The 22,131-nt window shown below is 62.3% G+C and carries 19 protein-coding genes; 8 read left to right on the top strand and 11 right to left on the bottom strand.

The genetic code is table 11. The features are described from left to right. Positions 1-15: 15 nt before the first annotated feature. Entirely contained in the window at positions 16-327 is a 312-nt protein-coding gene (locus CP49_RS09905; protein ID WP_057850101.1) for a putative quinol monooxygenase, read from the top strand. A 2-nt stretch (positions 328-329) separates the two neighbouring features. Here CP49_RS09905 and CP49_RS09900 read toward each other — a convergent pair whose 3' ends face one another. The 7 genes from CP49_RS09900 to CP49_RS09870 form a co-directional block, all read right to left on the bottom strand. Continuing rightward, positions 330-1,604: an RNA polymerase sigma factor gene (locus tag CP49_RS09900; RefSeq protein WP_057850078.1), complete on the bottom strand. Its 1,275-nt coding sequence runs from the start codon at positions 1,602-1,604 to the stop codon at positions 330-332. Between the two features lie 31 nt (positions 1,605-1,635). Further along, positions 1,636-2,034 (bottom strand): YciI family protein, encoded by a 399-nt coding sequence (locus CP49_RS09895; RefSeq protein WP_057850100.1) that lies wholly within the window; start codon positions 2,032-2,034, stop codon positions 1,636-1,638. 140 nt (positions 2,035-2,174) lie between these two features. Then, positions 2,175-2,876 carry a protease inhibitor Inh/omp19 family protein gene (locus CP49_RS09890; RefSeq protein WP_057850077.1) on the bottom strand — a complete coding sequence of 234 codons (702 nt, stop codon included), beginning with the start codon at positions 2,874-2,876 and terminating at the stop codon, positions 2,175-2,177. Continuing rightward, positions 2,876-3,865, bottom strand: a complete 990-nt coding sequence (locus CP49_RS09885; RefSeq protein WP_057850076.1) for a 2-hydroxyacid dehydrogenase — start codon at positions 3,863-3,865, stop codon at positions 2,876-2,878. The genes CP49_RS09890 and CP49_RS09885 overlap by 1 nt, the downstream gene beginning before the upstream one ends. Then, positions 3,865-4,653, bottom strand: coding sequence for an ABC transporter permease (locus CP49_RS09880; RefSeq protein WP_057850075.1), 789 nt, complete (start codon positions 4,651-4,653; stop codon positions 3,865-3,867). The genes CP49_RS09885 and CP49_RS09880 overlap by 1 nt, the downstream gene beginning before the upstream one ends. Then, positions 4,650-5,462, bottom strand: coding sequence for an ABC transporter ATP-binding protein (locus tag CP49_RS09875; protein WP_057850074.1), 813 nt, complete (start codon positions 5,460-5,462; stop codon positions 4,650-4,652). Before CP49_RS09875 ends, CP49_RS09880 begins: the two co-directional genes overlap by 4 nt. Before the next feature lie 6 nt (positions 5,463-5,468). Continuing rightward, a complete protein-coding gene (locus CP49_RS09870) occupies positions 5,469-6,488 on the bottom strand; it encodes an ABC transporter substrate-binding protein (protein WP_057850073.1) in 1,020 nt (339 codons plus the stop codon). A gap of 141 nt (positions 6,489-6,629) precedes the next feature. Between CP49_RS09870 and CP49_RS09865 the strand changes: the two genes are divergently transcribed. The 3 genes from CP49_RS09865 (at position 6,630) to CP49_RS09855 (ending at position 10,410) form a co-directional block, all read left to right on the top strand. Continuing rightward, a complete protein-coding gene (locus CP49_RS09865; protein WP_057850072.1) occupies positions 6,630-7,451 on the top strand; it encodes a creatininase family protein in 822 nt (273 codons plus the stop codon). A gap of 153 nt (positions 7,452-7,604) precedes the next feature. Then, a complete protein-coding gene (locus CP49_RS09860; protein WP_057850099.1) occupies positions 7,605-7,865 on the top strand; it encodes a hypothetical protein in 261 nt (86 codons plus the stop codon). 541 nt (positions 7,866-8,406) lie between these two features. Next, complete coding sequence (locus tag CP49_RS09855; protein WP_057850098.1) at positions 8,407-10,410, top strand: carbohydrate porin; 2,004 nt, start codon at positions 8,407-8,409, stop codon at positions 10,408-10,410. Between the two features lie 200 nt (positions 10,411-10,610). Here the strand turns inward: CP49_RS09855 and CP49_RS09850 are convergent, their stop codons facing one another. Both CP49_RS09850 and CP49_RS09845 read right to left on the bottom strand, forming a co-directional pair. Continuing rightward, the gene (locus CP49_RS09850) at positions 10,611-12,242 is read right to left on the bottom strand and encodes an FMN-binding glutamate synthase family protein (protein ID WP_057850071.1); all 1,632 of its coding nucleotides are present in this window, start codon (positions 12,240-12,242) and stop codon (positions 10,611-10,613) included. A gap of 441 nt (positions 12,243-12,683) precedes the next feature. Beyond that, positions 12,684-13,457 carry a ferredoxin--NADP reductase gene (locus CP49_RS09845; protein WP_057850070.1) on the bottom strand — a complete coding sequence of 258 codons (774 nt, stop codon included), beginning with the start codon at positions 13,455-13,457 and terminating at the stop codon, positions 12,684-12,686. A gap of 290 nt (positions 13,458-13,747) precedes the next feature. Here CP49_RS09845 and CP49_RS09840 point away from each other — a divergent pair, with 290 nt between their 5' ends. The 3 genes from CP49_RS09840 to CP49_RS09830 all read left to right on the top strand — a co-directional run bounded on the left by CP49_RS09840 (position 13,748) and on the right by CP49_RS09830 (position 17,152). Beyond that, complete coding sequence (locus CP49_RS09840; protein ID WP_057850069.1) at positions 13,748-14,746, top strand: hypothetical protein; 999 nt, start codon at positions 13,748-13,750, stop codon at positions 14,744-14,746. Then, a complete protein-coding gene (locus CP49_RS09835; protein ID WP_057850068.1) occupies positions 14,746-16,062 on the top strand; it encodes a bifunctional folylpolyglutamate synthase/dihydrofolate synthase in 1,317 nt (438 codons plus the stop codon). Before CP49_RS09840 ends, CP49_RS09835 begins: the two co-directional genes overlap by 1 nt. Before the next feature lie 88 nt (positions 16,063-16,150). After that, positions 16,151-17,152, top strand: coding sequence for an NADP-dependent oxidoreductase (locus CP49_RS09830; protein ID WP_057850067.1), 1,002 nt, complete (start codon positions 16,151-16,153; stop codon positions 17,150-17,152). A 159-nt stretch (positions 17,153-17,311) separates the two neighbouring features. On the opposite strand, the gene CP49_RS09825 is transcribed toward CP49_RS09830, so the two are convergent. Then, positions 17,312-20,479 carry an efflux RND transporter permease subunit gene (locus tag CP49_RS09825; RefSeq protein WP_057850066.1) on the bottom strand — a complete coding sequence of 1,056 codons (3,168 nt, stop codon included), beginning with the start codon at positions 20,477-20,479 and terminating at the stop codon, positions 17,312-17,314. A gap of 10 nt (positions 20,480-20,489) precedes the next feature. Continuing rightward, complete coding sequence (locus CP49_RS09820) at positions 20,490-21,596, bottom strand: efflux RND transporter periplasmic adaptor subunit (RefSeq protein WP_245310631.1); 1,107 nt, start codon at positions 21,594-21,596, stop codon at positions 20,490-20,492. Between CP49_RS09820 and CP49_RS47120 the strand changes: the two genes are divergently transcribed. Continuing rightward, positions 21,589-21,762, top strand: a complete 174-nt coding sequence (locus CP49_RS47120; protein WP_245310630.1) for a hypothetical protein — start codon at positions 21,589-21,591, stop codon at positions 21,760-21,762. The genes CP49_RS09820 and CP49_RS47120 overlap by 8 nt on opposite strands. The last annotated feature ends 369 nt before the right edge of the window (positions 21,763-22,131 follow it).

Below are 22,131 nucleotides of genomic sequence, written 5' to 3'. Positions count from 1 at the left end.
TCACAGGAGAACACCATGGCTGCCACAGACAACGCAAACCAGAACCTGGTCGTCACCGCTTTCTGGGAAGTCAATTCGGGCGAAGAGGGTACCGTCGCGGACCTTCTGAAGGATTTTCTGCCACAGGCGCAGCGCGAGCCAGGCGTCAAGGCGTTCCAGATTCACCAGAACGTCGCAAAGCCGCGGGAATTCTTCTTCTACGAGGTATTCGCGGGCGAAGCGGCCTTCGCCGAGCATCAGCAGACCGACCACTTCAAGAACATCATCCTCGGGCAGGCGATCCCGAAACTCGCCAGGCGCGAACGGTCACAGTTCCGTTTCATCTGAAATCAAAGCTGCGGCGCGTCACCGCCGGCCTCGGTGGCGCGTCGCTTCAACAATTCGCGTTCGCGCGTGTTGGTCGCAAGCGTTGACGCAAGCTCGAACGCGCTGCGGGCTTCCGCGAAGCGGCCGAGCCTGTGAAGCAGATCGCCGCGGACACTTGGCAAGAGGTGATAGGTCTTCAGCGCAGGCTCGCCTGCCAATCCGTCCACGATCGCGAGGCCGGCCGCCGGCCCCTCGGCCATGCCGATCGCCACCGCGCGGTTGAGCTCGATGATCGGCGAGCGCACCAGGCCCAGGAGTTCGGCGTAGAGCTTTGCGATGCGCGGCCAGTCCGTTTCATCGGGTGTGGCGGCTCTGGCGTGACAGGCGACGATCGCCGCCTGCAACGCGTAGAATCCGGGCCCGCCGCCGAGTTCGCAGGCCCGCGCCAGCGCCGATAGCCCGCGGCGGATCTGAAGCCGGTCCCACCGCGCCCGGTTCTGGTCCATCAATAGAATCGGATCGCCGGCCGCATCCGTGCGCGCCGCGGTGCGCGATGCGTTCAATTCCATCAACGCGAGCAAGCCGTGCGCTTCGGGTTCCTGCGGCGCGACCAGCGTCAGCACGCGGCCCATGCGCAAGGCATCGTGGCAGAGCTGCGGCCGCAGCCATTCGTCGCCGTGGGCGGCCGTGTAGCCCTCGTTGAAGATGAGGTAGACGACCTCCAGCACCGAGGCCAGCCGTTCCGAAAGCTCCGCGCCGCGCGGGGTTTCATAGGCGAGCCCGGATTCCGACAGCGTCCGCTTCGCGCGCACGATGCGCTGGGCGATGGTCGCTTCCGGTTGCAGGAAGGCGCGCGCGATCTCTTCCGTCGTCAGGCCGCAGATCATCTTCAGCGCCAGCGCCGCGCGGGCCTCGCGCGACAATTTCGGATGGCAAGCGGTGAAGATCAGCCGCAGCAGTTCGTCGCCGATATCATCGTCCAGGCCAGCGTCCGGATCGGGCATCGCCTGCTGCTCCTGCTCCAGATCGCGTATCAGCATCTCGTGCTTGCGAGCGAGCATGCTGCGGCGGCGCAGATCGTCGAGCGCACGGCGCTTGGCGGTCGCCATCAGCCATGCGCCGGGCTTTTCAGGCACGCCGGTGGCGGGCCAATGTTCGAGCGCCGCCACCAGGGCTTCCTGCGTCAGGTCTTCCGCCAGCGTCACATCGCGCAATATCCGCGACAGGCCGGTGATCAGGCGCGGCTGTTCGATGCGCCAGACCGCCAGAATGGTGCGGTGGACGTCGGCGGCCGTCATCGCCGCCGATCAGATCGGCTTTGCCGCGCCATCAGGCGTGCGCGGGAGATTCGACGTCGCCGCAGGTCGTTTCCAGGCCGTGGCCGGCCATGGCGCGCAGCTCGCAGGTGCCTTCCCAGCCGGGCATGTGGTCGAGATGAAGCTGCATGAACTCCTTGGCCATGGCGAGCGCTTCCGCCTTGTCGCGGAACTCGAAGATGGCGTAGCCGCCGACCACTTCCTTGGCCTCCACGAACGGGCCGTCGGTGACCCTCAGCTTGCCGCCTTCGATCGAGACCCGCGCCCCCTGCTGCAGCGGGGTCAGCCCGCCCATGTCGACCATCCGACCGGCCTTGATCTCGCGTTCGGCAAGCTTGCCCATCGCTTCCATCAGGGCGGGCGTCGGGGCCTTCATCGGTTGCGGGGAAGTGACGATGGACATGAAGCGCATGAACAACTCCTGTGCTGCGAGCTGGCGGCATCAGGCCGGCCATTCCGTCTCGCTATAGGGAACGACGATCGGGCGGCGGCCGGATCGACATGCGCTTCGGAAATATTTCGGGCGAGACGGACCGGCTGCCCTGCCCCGGACTATTGTCCGCGGATCATGATCAGGGGGTCGGCGGTGTCAGGCACCCGCCGCCACTGCGCGTTGTCGTCTGCCTCAAACTGCCAGGTGTCGCCTTTGGCTGACATCAGGATCATCTGTCCGCGCTCCAGCCGCCACTGGTTTGGCGCAAACGCCACAACGGCCGGATCGCATTTCGGCTTCAGGAATACCTGGAAATTATCGCCGGTCGCTTCGGTGTTGGTCAGCGTCAGCCCGCAGACCGTCTGGCCGTTGCCGCGGACCATCGACCAGTCGCCGATCATCTGGTCCATCGATTTGGCGAGCGAACGGGCGGCGGCGAGGTTCTGCAGGATGTAGACACCCTCGCCGGTCCGCAAGCCTTCGAAGATGCCGCTTTCAACTTCGGTGAAGTCGATCACCGGCTGCCCGGCGGCGTCCTGCAGCCGCACGATGTCCAGCCCCTTGATATTCCAGGCCGCGATGTCCTTGGTGAACGGCAACGCTTTGGCGCATCCGGGCTCAAGCTCGAGCTTGAGCCCTTGCGGCGTCGTATCAGCCTTCATCGTAATGACACAGGTCTTGCTCCGCTCGGTGGTAGCGAGCTCCCACTGCCCGATCATCTCCTTCTTCAAGCTCGCAGCATCCTGCGCCGCTAACGGCGACGCAAGCATGAGCAGCGCCGTTAGCGCTGCCACTGCGATACCGGAACGCGCAAGCGACATCAGCGCCCCTTCACCGGGGTTTCCGGAACAGGCGTCAGCGGCGCCTTGCCGGCAAACCAGTTTTTCAGATTATCGACGACGAGCTGATCCATGGCGTTGCGCGTTACCACCGAAGCTGAGCCGATATGTGGCAACAGCACGACATTTTGCATGGCCTTCAATTCGTCCGGCACGTTCGGCTCGTTGGCGAAGACGTCGAGGCCGGCCGCGAGAATGGTGCCGGATTTCAGCGCCGCGACCAGCGCCGGTTCGTCGACGACGGAGCCGCGCGCGACGTTGATCAGCACGCCGCGCGGCCCGAGTGCCTTCAGCACGTCGGCATTGATCATCTTCGCGGTGGAGGCGCCGCCGGGTACGATCACGATCAGCGTGTCCACGTCCTTCGCCATTTCCATCAGGTCGGGATAGTGCTTGTAGGAGACGGCCGAAGACGGGTTGCGCGAATGATAGGAAACCGGCACGCGCGACGCTTCAAGCCGGCGGCCGATCGCCTGGCCGATGCGACCCATGCCGACGATCCCGATCTGGCGGTCGCGCAGCGAGCCGGCGCTCAAGGGATAGTTCTGCGTCTGCCACAGGCCGGAGCGCAGATAGCGGTCGGCCTTGACGAACTCGCGCAAAGTCGCGATCAGGAGCCCCATCGCGACGTCGGCGACTTCTTCCGTCAGCACGTCAGGCGTGTTGGTGACGACGATGTCGTGCTCGCGCGCGTAAGACGAATCGACGTGGTCGTAGCCGACGCCGAAGCTCGCGATGATCTCGAGCTTCGGAAATTGCGACAGCGCCTTCGCGTCCGCCGGCACCATGTGATAGGTCACCGCCATGCCGCGGATCTTCGCGATCGTTTCGGGCGTCAATCGCTCGAGGTCGGCGCGGCTCTCCGCCATATGCAGGACGAACTGGTCCGAAAAGCCGTTTTCCAGAATCGGCCTGATTGGCCCGTAGATCAGGACATCGATCTTTTCGGACGAAGTATTCGCGGCAGCCATTAATTTTCCTTTCCAAGCGCGCTCTCATGCCAGCGCCGTAGTACCAGATGCGAAACTAGCGCCAGCAACCCATAGATGACAATCCCGGCCACCGACAGCAACAACAGCGCCGCAAACATTCGGGGAATGTTGAGGCGATAGCCGGACTCGGCGATCCGGAACGCAAGGCCGGAGCCGGCGCCCGCGGTGCCCGCCGCGATTTCGGCGACCACGGCACCGATCAACGACAGGCCGCCCGCGATCCGCAGGCCGCCGAGAATATACGGCAGCGCCGCCGGCAATTTCAGGTACCGCAGCGTCTGCAGCTTTGAGGCGCCGTAGAGCTGAAACAGCCCGGACAGATTGCGGTCCACCGAATTCAGCCCGAGCGTGGTGTTGGACAGGACCGGAAAGAAACCGACGATCCAGGCGCAGACGATGACCGCAGTCTGTTGCGGCAGATAGATCAGCAATAACGGCGCAATTGCGATCACCGGCGTGACCTGCAGGATCACCGCATAGGGAAACAGCGAATATTCCAGCCATTTGGACTGATTGAACAACAGCGCCAGCGCGACACCGCCGACCGCCGCAGCGATGAAGCCTTCCAGCGTGGTCAGCAGGGTGACGCCGAGCGATTCCGACAGCACCGGCCAGTCACCGACGAGCGTCTGAAACACGACATAAGGGCTCGGCAGCACGTAGGGCTGGATGTCGTTGACGCGCACCACGAGTTCCCAGAAGCCAAGGCCCGCCGCCAGCACGGCGACGGGAAGCAGCATCCGGCCGATATTCTGGAAGGAATTCATGCGCTGCGCTGCCCGGAATAGGACGGCGACAGGGCGCTGGAGACCGCGCGGCAATAGCCGGCATATTCCGCCGAGGTCCGAAACTCCTCTCCGCGCGGCTCCACTGTGGCGATGCGAAACTCGCTGGCGAGACGGCCCGGCCGCGCCGTCATCACGATCACCCGCTGCGACAGGTAGACCGACTCGAACACCGAATGGGTGACGAAGACGACGGTCTTGTGCAGCTTGCGCCACAGATCAAGCAGATCGTTGTTGAGCCGAAAGCGCGTGATCTCGTCGAGCGCGGCGAACGGCTCGTCCAGCAAGAGAATATCCGGGTCGGTGACGAGCGCGCGCGCCAGCGAAACCCGCATCTTCATGCCGCCGGACAATTCACGGGGGTATGCATCGGCAAATTCGGAAAGCCCGACCTGCGCCAGCGCGTTCTCGATGCGGCTGTTCGCCTCGGCCGCCGTCGCGTGCGCAAGCTTCAGCGGCAGGCGCACATTTTCGCGCACGCTCGCCCACGGCATCAGGGTCGGCTCCTGAAATACAAAACCGATGGGATGCCGCCCATCCGCCCTGTTGACGCGATGGGAAACGCTCACAGTGCCTGCACTCGGCGCGCCGAGCCCTGCGATCAACCGGAGCGCGGTCGATTTTCCGCAGCCGGAAGGCCCGAGCAACGAGATGAATTCGCCTTTTGCGACATCGAGATCGAGCGGCCCGAGCGCGGTCACGCCGTTCTCATAGGTCTTGATAACGGCCCGCAGACGCACCGCAAGGCCCGCGGTATCGATATCCGTCTCGGACAAAGCGGGCTCGGCCATTCTCGGTCAGTTCTTCGGCCGCAGATCGACACCGACGCCCTTGTTGACGAAGCGCAGCGTGTAGGCCTGGCGGTAGTCGATATCGGGGCGAACAACGCCGGCTCGCACCATCTTGTCGAAGAAGCTCGCCACCCGCGCGTCATTCATGGCGCCGATGCCGTCGCGCAAAGTATCGCCGGAATCGACGATGCCGTATTCCTTCATCTTGGTGACGGAGTAGCTCAGCAGCTCGTCGGTCATTTCCGGATTCATCTTCTTGATCATCGCATTTCCGGCAGAATTGTCGCCGTAGAGATAATTGTACCAGCCGATGACGGATGCATCGACGAAACGCTGCACGAGGTCCGGCTTCTTGTCGACGATCTCGCGGCGTGTCTCGATCAGCGTCGAATAGGCGTTGAAACCGTGATCGGCGAGCAGGATCACACCGGGCTTGAAGCCCGCCGCCTTCTCGACGGCGAAGGGCTCGGAAGTGACATAGCCCTGCATCGCGCTCTGCTTGTTCACGATGAAGGGCTGCGAATTGAAGGTGTAGGGCTTCACCTTGCTCTCGCTGAACCCGTATTCGGATTTCAGCCACTGGAAGTAGCTCGCGACGCCTTCCTTGGAGACGAATAGCGTGAGCGGCTTGAGATCCTCGAGCTTGGTGAATTTGGCTTCCGGATGGGTCAGGAAAACCTGCGGATCCTTTTGGAAGATGGCAGCGACCGCGACCACCGGTACGTTATTGGTGATCGCATCGAACGATTGCAGCGTGTTCGCGGTCATGAAGAAGTCGAGCTTGCCGGCGGTCAGCAGGATGCGATTGTTGGTGTTGGGGCCTCCCGGCACGATGGTGACGTCGAGGCCGTATTTCTTGTAGGTGCCGTCGGCCACCGCCTGGAAGAAGCCGCCATGCTCGGCCTCCGCCACCCAGTTGGTTCCAAACGACACCTTGTCGAGGGTTTCCGCGCGCGCTGGGACCAGCCCCGTCAGCAGCGCCAGAAGACCTGCGGTTAACGCTCGCAGCAAAAAGGCCGGGTTCATGATTGGACTCCGTCGATCGTTCTGGCCCATGATGGGGCTGTGGACGTTGACTACGTCCCCTAAGGGTTTGGTCCAGGGATCGGACCAATCCCCGGAATAACAAACTACCCTGCAAATTCATCCAAAGAAACGCTTCGCTCGATGGCTTCAACCGTTCCGCCCCGCGACTGGACCGACATCCGCTGGCCCGACATCGCCAAGGCCGGCACCAAGGCCGACGCCGCACGGTGGATCGCGGTGCTGCCGCTGGCGGCCACCGAGCAGCACGGCCCGCATCTGCCGCTGGAAACCGACGTCCTGATCGGCGAGGCGTATCTGGCGCGGGTGCGCGAGCTGTTGCCTGTCGCGCTTCCCGTCACCTTTCTGCCGCTGCAGCCGGTCGGCATCTCCACTGAGCATATCGACTATGCAGGCACGCAGACGCTGCCGACCGAAGTCGCGTTGAAGGAGTGGATGGCGATCGGCAAGAGCGTTGCGCGGTCCGGAATCCGCAAGCTTGTGATCGTGACAAGCCATGGCGGCAACAGTGCGGCGATGTCGCTGGTGGCGCAGGATCTGCGCGCCCATCACGGGCTGCTCGTGGTGACGACGAGCTGGTCGCGCTTCGGTACGCCGGATGGATTGTTTTCCGCGGAAGAATTGCGGCACGGCATTCATGGCGGCGCGGTCGAGACCTCGATCATGCTGGCGCGCTATCCGCACACTGTGCGCAAGGAAGCGATCGCCGATTTTCGTCCCGCCAGCATCGCGATGGAGAAGAAATTTCGCTGGCTCTCGGCTCATCGGCCGGTCCCCTTCGCATGGCAGGCGCAGGACCTCAATGAAAGCGGGGCGGTCGGCGACGCCACCAAAGCTTCCGCGGAGAAAGGCGAACAATTGCTCGATCACGGCGCGCGTGCGTTCTGCGAATTGCTCGACGACGTCGACAAATTCGATCCGGAATTGTTTCTTCGTAAAGCATAGAACCGAAGACTTATTCTCGTAACCATTTGAAATATCGAAGAAATAAACGACGAAACCATATTTCCAGCCACAGCCTCGAACCGCTTTCGAGGAGCCTCCGTCCAACTGGGCATGCGGACCACAATGGCCGCTTAACACAGGATGGAGCCTTCCATGTCGATCAAGATCAAGTTCGCCGCTCTCGCTCTCGCTACCCTTGCCGCCACCGGCACGATCGCTTCCACCACCCAGGCGCAAGCCAAGCCGCTGCACTGGGGCGTCGGAGCCGGCCTCGTTGGCGCCGCCATCGTCGGCACCGCGATCGCCGCTTCAGGCCCCGGTTACTACTATGACGGCTATCGCCGCTGCGGCTGGGTTCGCCAGTTCGACGCCTTCGGCAATTACATCGGCCGCGTGCGTACCTGCGGTTACTGATTTCTGCGGCTGACTTGGTTGCAGTTTGAGAAGCGTCTTCTTTCCAAGCAAACCACTTCAGACCAGGAAAAAGCTTCTTTTGTTTAACGCGTTTTCTTCACACGAACCGGAAGGCCACCCACGGATCAAGTCCGAGGGCATGCTTCGCTCGAAAACGCTTTTGTCGTGGATTTGCGTCCGGCACGGGCGCCTCATCCACTCCCGTGCCGAACCCGACCCGCCCGGTTGTCCCCCCCGGGCGGGTCAACCTTTTTGCGAACCGTCGCCCTGGCCAGGGCCGGTATGTTGCACGCACGTCACGCGACGATGTCATTTAGACGAAACGGTTCAATCCTTCTTGCAATTGCGAACTGTTCCCAAGAAAGCTCGCAAAGCGGATTGCGCTCCTGCTCGATCCGGCTTTCGGCCGGGGAACAGCCGCTAATCCACAAAATAGAGGCTGGGCCGGTGATTTCATGCGATCTCTTTGGTGGTCGCGCGCCGGCAAATCAGCAGTGATAAGAGCGACCGCCGGAATGTCAGCGCCGAGAGTGCCCGCACGATGACCCGCCGCAGCCGATCCCGAGATTCTTTGTTGGCTGGCCTGGGCTTCAGCCTGCTCGCATTGGACGGCGTTGCCAGCGCCGCCGACATGTCCCTAAAGGCCCCGGCCGTTAGAGCCGTCCACAACTGGACCGGCTTCTATCTCGGCGGCCATGTCGGTTATGGCGGCGGCAGCTTTGGCCCCGATACCAATCCGCTGCCGCTGCAAGGCGTGTTTTTTCCCCACAGCATCACCGGCCTGATCGGCGGCTATCAGGCCGGTTACAATTTTCAGCTCCCGAACAACCTGGTGTTGGGGGGCGAAGCCGATGTTTCGTTCCTGAGCACGCTTGATCGTCCGAGGCTTGCGCCGGCTCCGTTCAACACGACGTTCGACTATATTGCCACGGCCCGGGGCCGTGTCGGTTACGCCTTCGGAACGCTGTTGCCCTATGTGACCGGCGGCGTCGCCTGGGCTAGGGCCCATGTCGACATCAATGATGTCGACGGAAGCGTGTTATCTACGCGCGGGCGTACACATCTCGGCTGGACCGCGGGCGCTGGCGTCGAGTATGCCGCCGACGCCAGATGGAGCGCAAAACTCGAATACGACTACATCGATCTGGGAGCCCGAGCCTATGGGCTTGCGGACGTGCCGCTGCCGGACGTCAGGGTCGATCCGAAGATCCATACGGTCAAGCTCGGATTGAACTACAAGATCTGGGACGGGCCGGATTCCGCGACATCAAGCGATTACGCCATCAGGCCACCCACCCCTCCCGCGTCCAAGGACTGGAACGTCCACGCCCAGACGACATTCCTTCCGCAGGGCTATCCGAGCTTCCGCTCGCCGTATCAAGGTACGAACAGCCTGCCGGGCGCCGGACGCGTGAGAGAGACCTGGACGGTCGGAGCCTTTCTCGGCTGGCGGTTGTGGGACGGCGGAGAGTTCTATTTTGGTCCGGAGCTTGCGCAGGGCTTTGGAATCGGCGGCACACTAGGCTTGGCAGGTTTTTCAAACGGCGAAGCGCAAAAAGGCGGCGCCGAATATCCGAGATTCCGCGCACAGCGCTATTTCTTCCGGCAGACGTTCGGGCTGGGCGGCGAACAGGAAGAAGTGGCCGATGCGGCCAATCAGTTGCCGGGCAAGCGCGACATCGACCGGGTCACGGTGACGGTCGGGCGATTTGCCGTCGGAGATATCTTTGACGGCAATTCCTACGCAAAAGACCCGCGCGTGGATTTCATGAACTGGGCAATGTGGGCGTCCGCGGCCTATGACTTTCCGGCCGATCTCCCCGGATTTACCCGCGGCGCCGTGGTCGAACTCAATCGCAAGGACTGGGCGGTGCGCGCCGGCCTGTTTCAGGTGCCCTCTGCTCCCAACAGCGATGTTCTCACCTTCAAGACCGGCGGCGCGGTGATCGAATTCGAAGAACGTCACACCGTGTTCGACCAACCCGGCAAATTGCGGCTCGGCATCTTCGCCAATCGCGGCAATACCGGCAACTACCGCAACGCGCTGGCGATCAGCGCCGCAGACCCGGCGCTCGATATCAACAACGTCATGACAGACATCCGGCGCCAAAATCTCAAATACGGATTCTACGTCAACGCCGAACAACAGGTCATGAAAGACGTCGGTCTGTTCGCCCGCGCAAGCTGGAACGACGGCCGCAACGAAATCCTGTCATTTACCGACATCGACCGCAGCGTCTCGGCAGGCCTGTCAGTCAAGGGCAGCTATTGGGGACGCCCGAGCGATACATTCGGTTTGGGCGGTGCAATCAATGGTCTCTCCAGCGCGCACCGCGATTTCCTGGCAGCCGGCGGTCTCGGCCTGCTGATCGGCGACGGCCGTCTCAACTACAGCAACGAACGAATCCTCGAGACCTACTACGCCTACGCAATCGACAAGAACTTCACGCTCACCGCCGACTACCAGTTTATCACCAACCCCGCCTACAACGCCGACCGCGGTCCGGTGCACATCTTCTCCGGCCGTTTCCACGGGGAATTCTAAATATTTTCTCCGTTGTCCCTGCAGAAAGCGGGAACGTAGCCCGGATACTCTCTGTCGTCCCTGCGAACGCAGGGACCCATAGCCACCGGCCCAGATTGTTGTCTCCCGCCGTCTGCCATCCCGCGCCATCGATAGATCACGCGGTATGGGTCCCTGCGTTCGCAGGGACGACAGCGAGCACGCGCCTCCAACGCTAACGCTCATCCCGCTGGCTGGAACGAATCCGCGCGCGCCATCGCCCAGGCATCGCGGAAGCGCGGATCCTGAGTACCTTCGATCAACTCGCCCGGACGCAGCGACGGATAGAGCTGCACGAATGACAATGTGTCGTTCGTGGAGGATCGCTGCGAGAAATGGATCGGCCGCAATTGCCGCGGGTGGTCGAGGCCGGCGGCGGCGATAAGTTCGGACAGGGCGTGCAGGGTAGCGTGGTGATAATTGTAGACCCGTGCGGTCTTGTCCGGCACCACCAGCGCGCGGGCGCGGAGCGGATCCTGGGTGCTCACGCCAGTCGGGCATCGATCGGTATGGCAGCTCAGCGACTGGATGCAGCCGAGAGCAAACATGAAGCCGCGCGCCGAGTTGCACCAGTCGGCGCCGATCGCCATCGCTCGCGCCATGTCGAAAGCGGTCGCGATCTTGCCGGCGGCGCCGATCTTGATCCGGTCGCGCGCATTGATGCCGATCAGTGCATTATGGACGAAACTGACGCCTTCGCGCATCGGCATCCCCAGATGGTCCATGAATTCCAGCGGCGCAGCACCGGTGCCACCTTCATTGCCGTCGACCACAATGAAATCAGGATATATCCCGGTCTGAACCATCGCCTTGCAGATCGCCAGGAATTCCCAGGGATGACCGACGCACAACTTGAATCCGGCGGGCTTGCCGCCGGACAGTCGTCGCATCTCGCCGATAAAGACCATCATTTCCAGCGGCGTCGAGAACGCGCGGTGCGTGGCCGGAGAAATGCAATCCTCGCCCATGGGGACACCGCGAATTTTTGAGATCTCTTCAGAGACCTTGGCTGCCGGAAGCACCCCGCCATGTCCAGGCTTGGCGCCCTGGCTGACCTTGAGTTCGACCATCTTGATCTGATCGTCGCTGGCGACGCGGGCAAATTCCTCCGGGTTGAACGAGCCGTCGCGGTTGCGGCAGCCGAAATAGCCCGAGCCGATTTCCCAGATGATGTCACCGCCGTGTTCGCGGTGGTAAGGACTGACGCCGCCCTCGCCGGTGTCATGCGCAAAGCTGCCCTTCTTCGCACCGGCATTTAGCGCCCGCACCGCGTTGGGGCTGAGCGCGCCAAAACTCATCGCCGAGATGTTGAAGACCGATGCCGAATACGGTTTGGTGCAATCGGGTCCGCCGATGGTGACGCGGAATTGCTCGACGGCACGAGGCTTCGGCGCCATCGAATGGTGCATCCATTCATAACCATCGCGATAGACGTCCTGCTGGGTGCCGAACGGCCGCTTGTCGAGCACCATCTTGGCGCGCTGATAGACCAAAGCGCGGGTATCGCGGGAGAACGGCATGCCGTCCTTCTCGCTCTCGAAGAAGTATTGCCGGATCTCGGGGCGGATTTCCTCGAGCAGGAAACGGATGTGCGCCGAGATCGGATAGTTGCGTAGGACCGCGTGATTCTTTTGCAGGAGATCACGAATGCCGAGCACCGTGAGCGCGCCGAAGATCGCGATCGGCACCAGCAGAAATTCCCAGACTTTTAGATTGTTGTCGAAAATCCCGATGCCGATCAGCAACGCCGTCACGACGGCACAGACCGTTAGAATAATGTAGCGTGGCGAGAACGGAAGCAGCAGCGTATCCATGGAACCCCTCAGCCGGATTGTCGCGTCGCCGGCGCCAGCTTAGTCCAACCGCCGGAACGAACGCTACACGGATATACCGGGCGGCATTCACGGAAGTGACGGTGGCTCAAAAAAATATCAGCTGCTTCACCAGACCGAAATGAACCCGTCACCTTTTGCAGTGCAGCGTAGCGGTCCGGCGCCCCGCCGCTCAGGTGGCTGTGCAACCGCCCGCTAGCGGGCATAGCGGCGGACCGATCTCGTCGCGTACCGGCCACGCAAACGCTCCCTCATCGCCGCGTCGGCCACGGGCCGCGCGACGTTTGGGGGTTGTTATCGCAGTGGGGGTGTGGGGGGAGCTACTGGCCAAGCTGTCATTCCGGGGCGCGTCGCAGACGCGAACCCGGAATCTCGAGATTCCGGGTTCGATGCTTCGCATCGCCCCGGAATGACAACACCGTCTCAGCGCTCGACGAACGCCTTCTCGATCACGAAATGGCCGGGCGTGTTGTGGCTGCCTTCGAGGAAGCCGCCGGACTCGAACATCTGCTTCAGCTCTTCCAGCATCCCCGGGCTGCCGCACATCATGACGCGATCGGTCTCGATGTTGAGCGGCGGCTGATGGATATCCTTGAACAACTGCTCGGACGAGATCAGGTCAGTGATACGGCCGCGGTTGCGGAACGGCTCGCGGGTCACCGTCGGGTAGTACAGCAGCTTCTCCGACAGCAGCGGCCCAAACAGTTCGTCCTCGCGCAGCTTGGCGACCAGTTCCTCGCCATAGGCGAGTTCGGAAACCTGACGGCAGCCATGAACGAGCACGATGGTCTCGAAGCGCTCATAGACATCGGGGTCCTTGATCAGGCTCGCGAACGGCGCGAGACCAGTGCCGGTCGACAGCAGCAGCAGGCGCTTGCCCGGAATCAGATTGTCGGTGATCAACGTGCCGGTCGCCTTGCGGCCGATCAGGATCTCGTCGCCCTCGCGGATCTTCTGCAGCTTCGAGGTCAGCGGCCCGTCCGCGACCTTGATGGAGAAGAATTCGAGTTCTTCCTCGTGATTGGCGCTCGCCATGCTGTAGGCGCGCAGCAGTGGCCGGCCCTCGACCTCGAGGCCGATCATCGCAAACTGGCCGTTCTGGAAGCGAAAACCGGAATCGCGGGTGGCTCGGAAGCTGAAAAGCGTATCGGTCCAGTGCCGGACAGCAAGAACCTTCTCTCTATAGAATGCGCTCATGGGTTTTCGTTTTTCCTGACGTCTCGATGTAGAACGTTTCGGTCTTCGGGCCTCGAAGTGCCAAAAATCAGCGAAATCATTGGCAATTTGGCGCTTCATTTGCGCACGGGACAGACATAGTCAATATGACCTGCAGCACAATCGATAACTCGGAATGGCAGTCGGCTTAATTTGCAAAAAGGTTCGATTGGCTTCGTTAACGCCACCTTCACGCAATTAACTTGCTGAATTCGGCGCCGATCTGGCAATAAATGACTACGCCGAATTAAGAACGTTTCAAAAGAGATCGCATGCGAAGCCCCAGTGAGTTTCGAAAGGGAAAACCGGGCTTCTATCCGGACCAGGCGGTCTATGCCGAATTTTCCTGCGCCGAATTCGGGCTGGCGTTTCGCGACCTCGACGGCGGGTCGGGGTTGATCTTCAGCGTTGCCTCGCGCGGCGGGTTGCTTCATTTCGGCGCCGGCCGATGCTCCTGGTATCCGCAGAACAGCGCGACCGCTGCCACGCTGGCATCCGACAAGCACTTCGCAAGCAGAATTCTGCGAGAAGCCGGCGTGCCCGCGCTCGGCGGCGAATATTTCTTCCTGCACGACCGCCACCGCGCGCATCGCCCGGCGGGACATGAGCGCGGCGATGCCATCGACTATTTCAGAAGATTGGGCGGCGCGGCCTTCGTCAAGCCGCTCACGGGATCACGCGGCGATTTCGCGCAGGCCGTTCACGGCGAAGCAGCGCTCGTCCGGTATCTCGATGACGTCATGAAGTATTACGACGCCGTCCTGATCCAGCCGATCGTCGATGCAACAGAGTATCGCATTTTCCTGCTCGACGATGACGCGCTCTATTGCGCGCGAAAATATCCGCCATTCGTATCGGGCGACGGCGTGCACACCATGCGTGAATTGCTCACCGTCCACAATGATGCCTTGCGCGCACGCGGCCTCTCGCCTGCTTCGCTGCCGAACCAGGATCCGTCGCTCGATACTGTCCCGGCAAAGGGCGAACGTCGCGAGATCCCCGGGCGCATGAATCTGAGCGCGGGCGGCACGATGGTGCTGGCGCCGGCGCCATCCGAAAAGGCCGTCACCCTGGCGCGGCAGGCCGCCCGCGCGATCGGGCTTCGCGTTGCGGCCATCGACATGTTCGTCGATATCGGCGGCAATCCAGATGCTATCGAGATCATCGAGGTCAATTCCAACCCGGCGATCCGGCTGCTGGAAGATTCCAGTCGCGGCGACCTGATCCTGAAGATCTGGCATCACACCTTCTCCGCCATGGGACTGCTGTAGTGTTCGACCTGCCGAAATACGGCGACGGCGTCTGCCTCGCACGCATGGCCGAGCTGCTCGAGCATCTTTCCATCGATCGCGCGCGGCTGCAGCGCAACGCGGTGGTGGTAACCGGCTCGAACGGCAAGGGCAGCACGGCGGCGATGTGCGCCGCTATCGGCCGCGCCTACGGCCTGCGCACCGGTCTGTTCACGTCGCCGCATCTCTTTCGCTTCAACGAACGGATTCAGATCGATAGCGTCGAGATCGGCGACGACGCACTCGTGCGCCTGAAGCGGCGGGTCGAAGCCGCTGTCGCCACCGTCTCGAAGCGTGTGGACGAGAAGTTCGGCGCTTTCGAAGCACTGTTCGCGCTTGCCTGTTTGCATTTCCAGGAAAGCGAGTGCGACTTCGTCGTGTTCGAGGCAGGCATCGGCGGCCGCTACGATCCGGTGCGTCTGATCGGCGCGCGCGAGACCTGCGTCACCTCTGTTGACTACGAGCATGTCGAACTGCTCGGAAGTTCGCTCGAATTGATCGCCTCCGACAAGAGCGATGCCTGCGTCGCCGGCGGCGCGATCGTCTATGGCGAGAACTGCCGAGGCCTGCGGCCGCATCTCGTCGAACACAATCGCGGCGCGGGCCGCACCTCGCTGTTTGTCCGCGACGAGATCGGGATCGACAACGAGACTGTGGCGGCCTCAGATCAGTATTTTGATTTCCAGTTCGGATATCATGATTATCGCCGCCTTGAGGTGAGCCTGCCTGGCGCGTTTCAATTCAACAATGCAGCCATTGCGGTCACCCTGTTTCTGCTCTGGCTGCAGCGCGAGCAGCCGCGCAAGGCTCCCGACCGGATCGAAGCCGCGATACGCGCCGGACTGCGCGAGGCGCGCTGGCCCGGCCGCCTCGAAACCATCCGGCAAGACCCGCTCACCGTGATCGATGTCGGCCACACGCCTGATGGCATCCGGCAATCGCTCGCAAGCCTCATGTCGACTCATGGCCGCGACGGCTGGATTCTCGTCACCGGCGCGTCGCGCGACAAAAGGGCCGACGAAATCGTCGGCGCGCTGGCGCCATCCTTTGACACGATCATTTGTACGGCAGCGCATCACAAGGGAGCCGACGCGCAAGCCATCGCTGCCGCGGCGCGGCTCGGCAATCCCAAGGCGAACATTCATGTCGCCGCGACGGTCGCAGACGCGGCGCGGCTCTCGCAGGAGATGGCTCGGCGCCAAAAGCGAAGCGTATATGTGGCCGGCGGATTATTCCTGGCGGTCGAATACGCGACCGTCGTCAAGGGCGGCCGCGCCGAGGATTTGGAGTTTTTCTGAACGTGGCGCACAATCCCCGCAGTCGGATGCGCGGCCGGTTTCATCCGGGAAACGCCAGAATATAACGACACCGAGGGGAGAGAGCATCATGAGTGACACCGTCAATCGTCAGATCCTGCTGGTCGAGAAGCCGAGCGGCAAGCTCGGCCTTGAGCATTTCAACCTGGTCCAGGGTACCGTGCCCGCGCCGAAGGACGGCGAGGCGCTGGTGCGGACACGCTATATCTCGCTTGACGCCGCCAACCGGGCGTGGATGCACGGCGCCACCTATCGCGCTGCGGTGGAGGCCAACACGGTGATGGCGGGCGGCAGCATTGCTGAGGTCGTTTCCTCGAAGGCGCCTGGACTTGCCCCTGGAGATATCGTGTTCGGCGACACCGGCTGGCAGGACTACGCCGCCGTACCAGCAAAACATCTCACGAAGATGCCAAGGATGGAACCGATAACGCATCTGCTCAGCGTCTACGGCATCGCCGGCCTCACCGCCTATTTCGGTCTCCTGCACGTCGGCAAGCCGAAGGAAGGCGAGACTGTCGTTGTGTCGGCAGCCGCCGGTTCGGTCGGATCGATCGTCGGGCAGATAGCGAAGATCAAGGACTGCAACGTTATCGGCATCGCCGGCGGCAAGGACAAGTGCCAATGGCTCACTTCCGAACTCGGCTTCGACGCCGCGGTCGATTACAAGGACGGCGCCACCTTCAAGGCGCTGCGCGCCGCAGCTCCCAAGGGCATCGACGTCTATTTCGACAATGTCGGCGGCGACATTCTCGAGGCCTGCCTTTCGCTGATGAACAACCGCGGCCGCATCGCTTGCTGCGGCGCGATCTCCCAATATGACGGCGTGCCGTCCGCCCACGGCCCGCGCGGCGTGCCCGGCCTGATCGTGGTGAAACGCCTCATCATGCAGGGCTTCATCGTGATGGACTACATGGACCAGAGCGGTCAGGCGCTCGCCGACCTGCAGTCCTGGGTCGCGTCAGGCAAATTGAAGGTGCAGGAAGACGTGATCGATGGGATCGAGAACACGCCGAAAGCGCTGATCGGCCTGCTCGCCGGCGAAAACCGCGGCAAGCGGATGGTGAGGGTGTAGACTCTCTATCAGCCGTCGTCCCGGCCAAGCGAAGCGCGAGCCGGGACCCATAGCCACCGCATCGAGTTTGGCGACGAGCTGGAGCTCCAGCTCGCCATAACCATGAAAACCTGCGGTTATGGGTCCCTGCGTTCGCAGGGACGACGGATAAATTGTTGCCTAATGCGCCGCCGGCGCTTGCGGCGCCGCCTGCACCCCTGCCTTCTTCGCCTTCCGCTCCTTCAGCCAGTTCTCGAACCGCTGGATCACGACAAAGAAGGTCGGCACGAACAGCACCGCGAGACACGTCGAGGCCAGCATGCCGGAGGCCGCCGTGATGCCGATCGACTTCCGGGCGTTGGCGCCGGCACCGGTCGCAAGCACCAGCGGGATCATGCCGAAGATGAACGCAAACGACGTCATCAGAATCGGCCGGAACCGGGCTCGCGCCGCCTCGACGGCGGATTCCAATAGCGGCTTGCGGTCGCGCACGTGCAATTCCAACGCCACTTCGACGATCAGGATGGCGTTCTTGGCCGACAGCGCGATCAACAGGATGATGCCGATCTGGGTATAGAGGTTGTTCTCGATCCTTAAGCCCGCCAGCACGATCATCGGGCCGAGCAATGACAGCGGCACCGCGAGAATCACTGAGATCGGCGCGTACCAGCTTTCATATTGTCCGGCCAGCACGAGGTAGACCAGCAGCAGGGCCAGGCCGAACGCCCAGTAGATCTGGCCGCCGACGACCTTCTCCTGGTACGACATCGCCGTCCACTCGAAGCCCGTGCCGGGCGGCATGGTCTTCGCGGCAATCTGCTCCATCAGATTCATCGACTGACCTGAGCTGTAACCCGTCGCCGGCAGGCCGATGATGGTTGCGGAAGGATACAGATTGTACAGGCTGATCAGCGACGGACCGACCGCCGGCGTGATCTTTGCCACGGTGCCGAGCGGGATCATGTCGCCATTGCTGTTACGCACCATCATGTTCTGTATGTCACGCGGCGTCAGGCGGAATTGCGCGTCCGCCTGCGCATAGACCTGGAAGGTACGACCGAACTTGTTGAACTGGTTGACGAAGGTCGAACCCATGTAGGACGACAGCGTCGAGAAGATCTGGTCGGTCGTGACATGCAGCGTCTGGGTCTTGATTCGATCCACCTCGATGTCGAACTGCGGCACCATCGAGCGGAACGGCGAACTCACCCGCTGCAGCGCGCTCTGTGATGACGCATTGGCAACGATCGCGCCGGTAATAGCCTGCAGCTTGCTGAAATCGGAATTGCCGTCCCGGAGCTGCACCTGCATCGCAAAGCCGGCGGCGTTGCCGATGCCCTGGATCGGCGGCGGCGGGACTACCAGGATCCGCGCTTCCTCGATCACTGACAGTTTTTCGTTCAATCCGACGAACAGCGATCGTAAATCCTCGCCCTCGCCGCGCACGCTCCACTCCTTCAGGATCAGATAGGCCACGCCGGCATTGGCGAGGCTGGAAGAATTGTCGAGCGCGGAGATGCCGGCAATGCTGATCACCTGCTCGACGCCCGCCGCCTTGCCGGTAATCTCGCTGACCCGCGTGAGCACGCGCTGGGTTCGATCCAGCGACGCGCCGTCGGGGAGTTGTACGGCGACCAAGAGATAGCCCTGATCCTCGATCGGGATGAAGCCGGTCGGCACCCGCGACAGGCCATAACCGCCGATCGCGATCAAGATCAGCGCGCAGATCACCGAAACGTTGCTGTGCGCGACCAGGCGGCCGATCAACCGGCCATAGGCGGCCTCGACGCGGTTATAGACCGCATTGAAGCCGCGGTAGAAGAAGTTGCGCTGTTCCGGCGGCACGGGACGGCGCAGCCACAACGCGCACTGCGTCGGCTTCAGCGTCGCCGCGTTGATGGCGCTGAGCAGCGCGGTTGCGGCAATGACCAGCGCGAACTGCGCATACATCTGCCCGGTCAATCCCGGCAGAAACGCCGAGGGCAGGAACACCGAGATCAGCACCAGCGTGATGCCGATGATCGGCGCAAACAGCGCGTCCATCGCGCTGATCGCGGCGTCATGGCCGGACATGCCCTTCTCGATATTATGCGCGGCGCCTTCGACCACGACGATGGCGTCATCAACCACGATGCCGATCGCGAGCACGATCGCAAACAAGGTCGAGATATTGATGGTGAAGCCGAGCGCCGCCATCGCAGCAAAGGCGCCGATGATCGTCACCGGCACCGTGGTCGCGGGCACCAGCATCGCGCGCCAGTCCTGCAGGAAGATCAGGATCACGACGAGGACGAGCAAACCCGCCTCGATCAGCGTCTTGTAGACCTCATTGATCGATTCGGAGACGAATTTGGTGGTGTTGAACGGCGTGTCGTACTTGATGTCCTGCGGAAATCCCTTCGCCAGCTCCGCCATTTTTTTCTGAACCGCCTGCTCGACCTCCAGCGCGTTGGCTCCCGGCGACTGGAATACGCCTATGCCGGTGGCCGGCTTGTTGTTGAGCGAGAACGCCTGGCTATAGGTCTGAGCGCCGAGTTCCACCCAGCCGACATCGCGCACGCGCGTGACGTCGCCGCTGGTGCCGGTCTTGACGATCACATTCTCGAACTCGCTGGTGTCAGCGAGCCTGCCGCTGACGTTCAGGGTGTACTGGAACGCCTGCCCTGCAGGCGCCGGCGGTGCCCCGACCTGGCCCGCGGTGACCTGCTGGCTCTGCTGCTGGATCGCCGAAATGACATCCTGCGGCATCAGCCCGCGCGCATACAGCTTGTTCGGATCGAGCCAGACCCGCATCGAGTACTGGCCGGCCCCGAACACGGTGACGTTGCCGACGCCGGGCAGACGCGACAGCTCATCGCGAATGTTGATGGTGGCGTAGTTGCTCAGGAACAGGCTGTCATAGGTCGCGTTCGGCGACGTCAGCGTCACGAACAGCAGGATCGCCGTCGATCTCTTCTGCACGGTGACGCCCTGGTTCTGCACCGACTGCGGCAGCTGCGCCAGCGCGCTCGACACCCGGTTCTGCACCAGCACTTGCGCGAAGTTGAGGTCAGTGCCGATCTTGAACGTAACCGTCAGCGTATAGGTGCCGTCGGCGCCGCTGTAGGACTGCATATAGAGCATATCCTCGACGCCGTTGACCTGCTGCTCGATCGGCAGCGCCACCGTATCGATCACGGTTTTCGCGCTGGCGCCGGGATAGCGGGTGGTGACCTGCACCGTCGGCGGCACGACCTCAGGATACTGCGCGACGGCCAGCCGGAACAAACACACGCCGCCGATCAGGATCATCAGGATCGCGATGACGTTGGAAAGAACGGGCCGCTCGATGAAAAACTTCGAAATCATGGCCCGGCTCCTACTTGGCCGCTATTGGCTGTGCTTCGATCTTTTTCAGTTGCGGATCGACCCTCTGGCCGGGAATCGCGCGCAACAGCCCGGCGGTGACGACGCGGTCGTCGGCCTTCAGGCCTTCTTCGATGACACGCAGCTCGCCTTCCAGCGGCCCGACCCGCACCTTGCGCTGCTCGACGATATTTTCGCCGTTCACCACCAGCAGGTAGCGTCCGGCCTGATCGCTCCCCAGCGCAACATCCGGTACGAACAGCCCATTCTGCTCTTGATCAATCGGGACGCGGACGCGGACAAAGAACCCCGGCAGCAACGCGCGGTCGGAATTGGGCAGCACGCCACGCACCGGGAGCGTGCCGGTCGACTGGTTGAGCGTCACCGCGGCATAGTCGAGCCTGCCCTTGTGCGGATAGCCGGTCTCGGTCTGCAACCCGACTTCGATCGGCAATTGCCTGAGGTCGTCCGCCGTCATCCCGCGCCGGCGGGCCTCCGTACGTATCCGCAGCACGTCCTGTTCGTTGACGTTGAAATTCACCCAGATGGGATCGAGCGCCACAATGGTGGCGAGCTGCGTCGGCGACGAGACGCCGACGAGTTCGCCGACAGCGACGAGATGCGCGCTGACGACACCGTCGAACGGCGCGGTCACATTGGTATAACCGTAATTGACCGCCGCGATCTTGGTATTGACCTGGGCCTGAAGCAGGTTCGCTTGCGCGTTGTCGCGCGTCGAGGTTGAGGTATCCAGCGTGGCCTGGGAAACGGCCTGCCGCTGCACCAATTCCTGCTGGCGCTTGAAGTCCGCCTCGGCCTGCCTCACCGTTGCCTGCGCGCCGGTTTCCGCGGCCTGCGCCTGCTCGAGCTTCAGCTTGTAGGTGTCCGGCTCGATCGTGAACAGGGACGTGCCTTCCTTCACGTAGGCGCCGTCCGTGTAGTTGATCGATTGCAGAAAGCCCTGCACGCGCGCAACCAGATCGACATTCTTGATCGCTGCGGTATTGCCGGTCGCTTCCAGATAGCGCGTGAAAGGCCGTTGCACCGGCACCGCGACATCGACCTTCGGCGGCGGCGGCGGGACAAAAGTATTTTGTTCGCAGGCACTTAAGATGCCCATCGCCGCAATCGCGAAACCTGCACGGCAGGCCGCGGCGCCCCTTTGTCCGGCGATGCCGTATGATCTCAAGCGTGCAGGCGAACGCGAAGCCTTCATTTTTAGTGCCCCAATAGGTTTTGTTCTGGAAAAGGCTTTATTCAAAAACTGGCTTTCCGCCACCCCATGAAAATAGCAACAATCCGCTTGCAGCGGAACCGGAAAGCGAAAATGATGCAGCCCGATTTTTTCCTAAAGGCGCATTCGAGAATTCACTTCGGTCGAAGCGGGGGCTTCCGGCGACGACAAAGGATTTATTCAATGATCAACACGTTGATGCGGGCGAGAAAGCTAGGCCCGCTATTGGCGGCCGCGATATTCGCAACCGCAGCACCCGCGCTTGCGCAGGCACCTAGCCAGGCGCAACGCGACGCGATCAAGTCCCAATGTCGTTCCGATTACATGGCGCATTGCTCCAGCGTGCCGCCGGGCACCGAGGCGTCGCTGCAATGCCTGCAGAAGAACATGTCGAGCCTTTCATCGAGTTGCCAGAGCGCTG

Source organism: Bradyrhizobium valentinum (assembly GCF_001440405.1).
GTDB classification, from domain to species: Bacteria; Pseudomonadota; Alphaproteobacteria; order Rhizobiales; family Xanthobacteraceae; genus Bradyrhizobium; species Bradyrhizobium valentinum.
The sequence above is the reverse complement of the archived record's forward strand: the minus strand, read 5'-3'. Positions and strand labels throughout refer to the sequence as shown.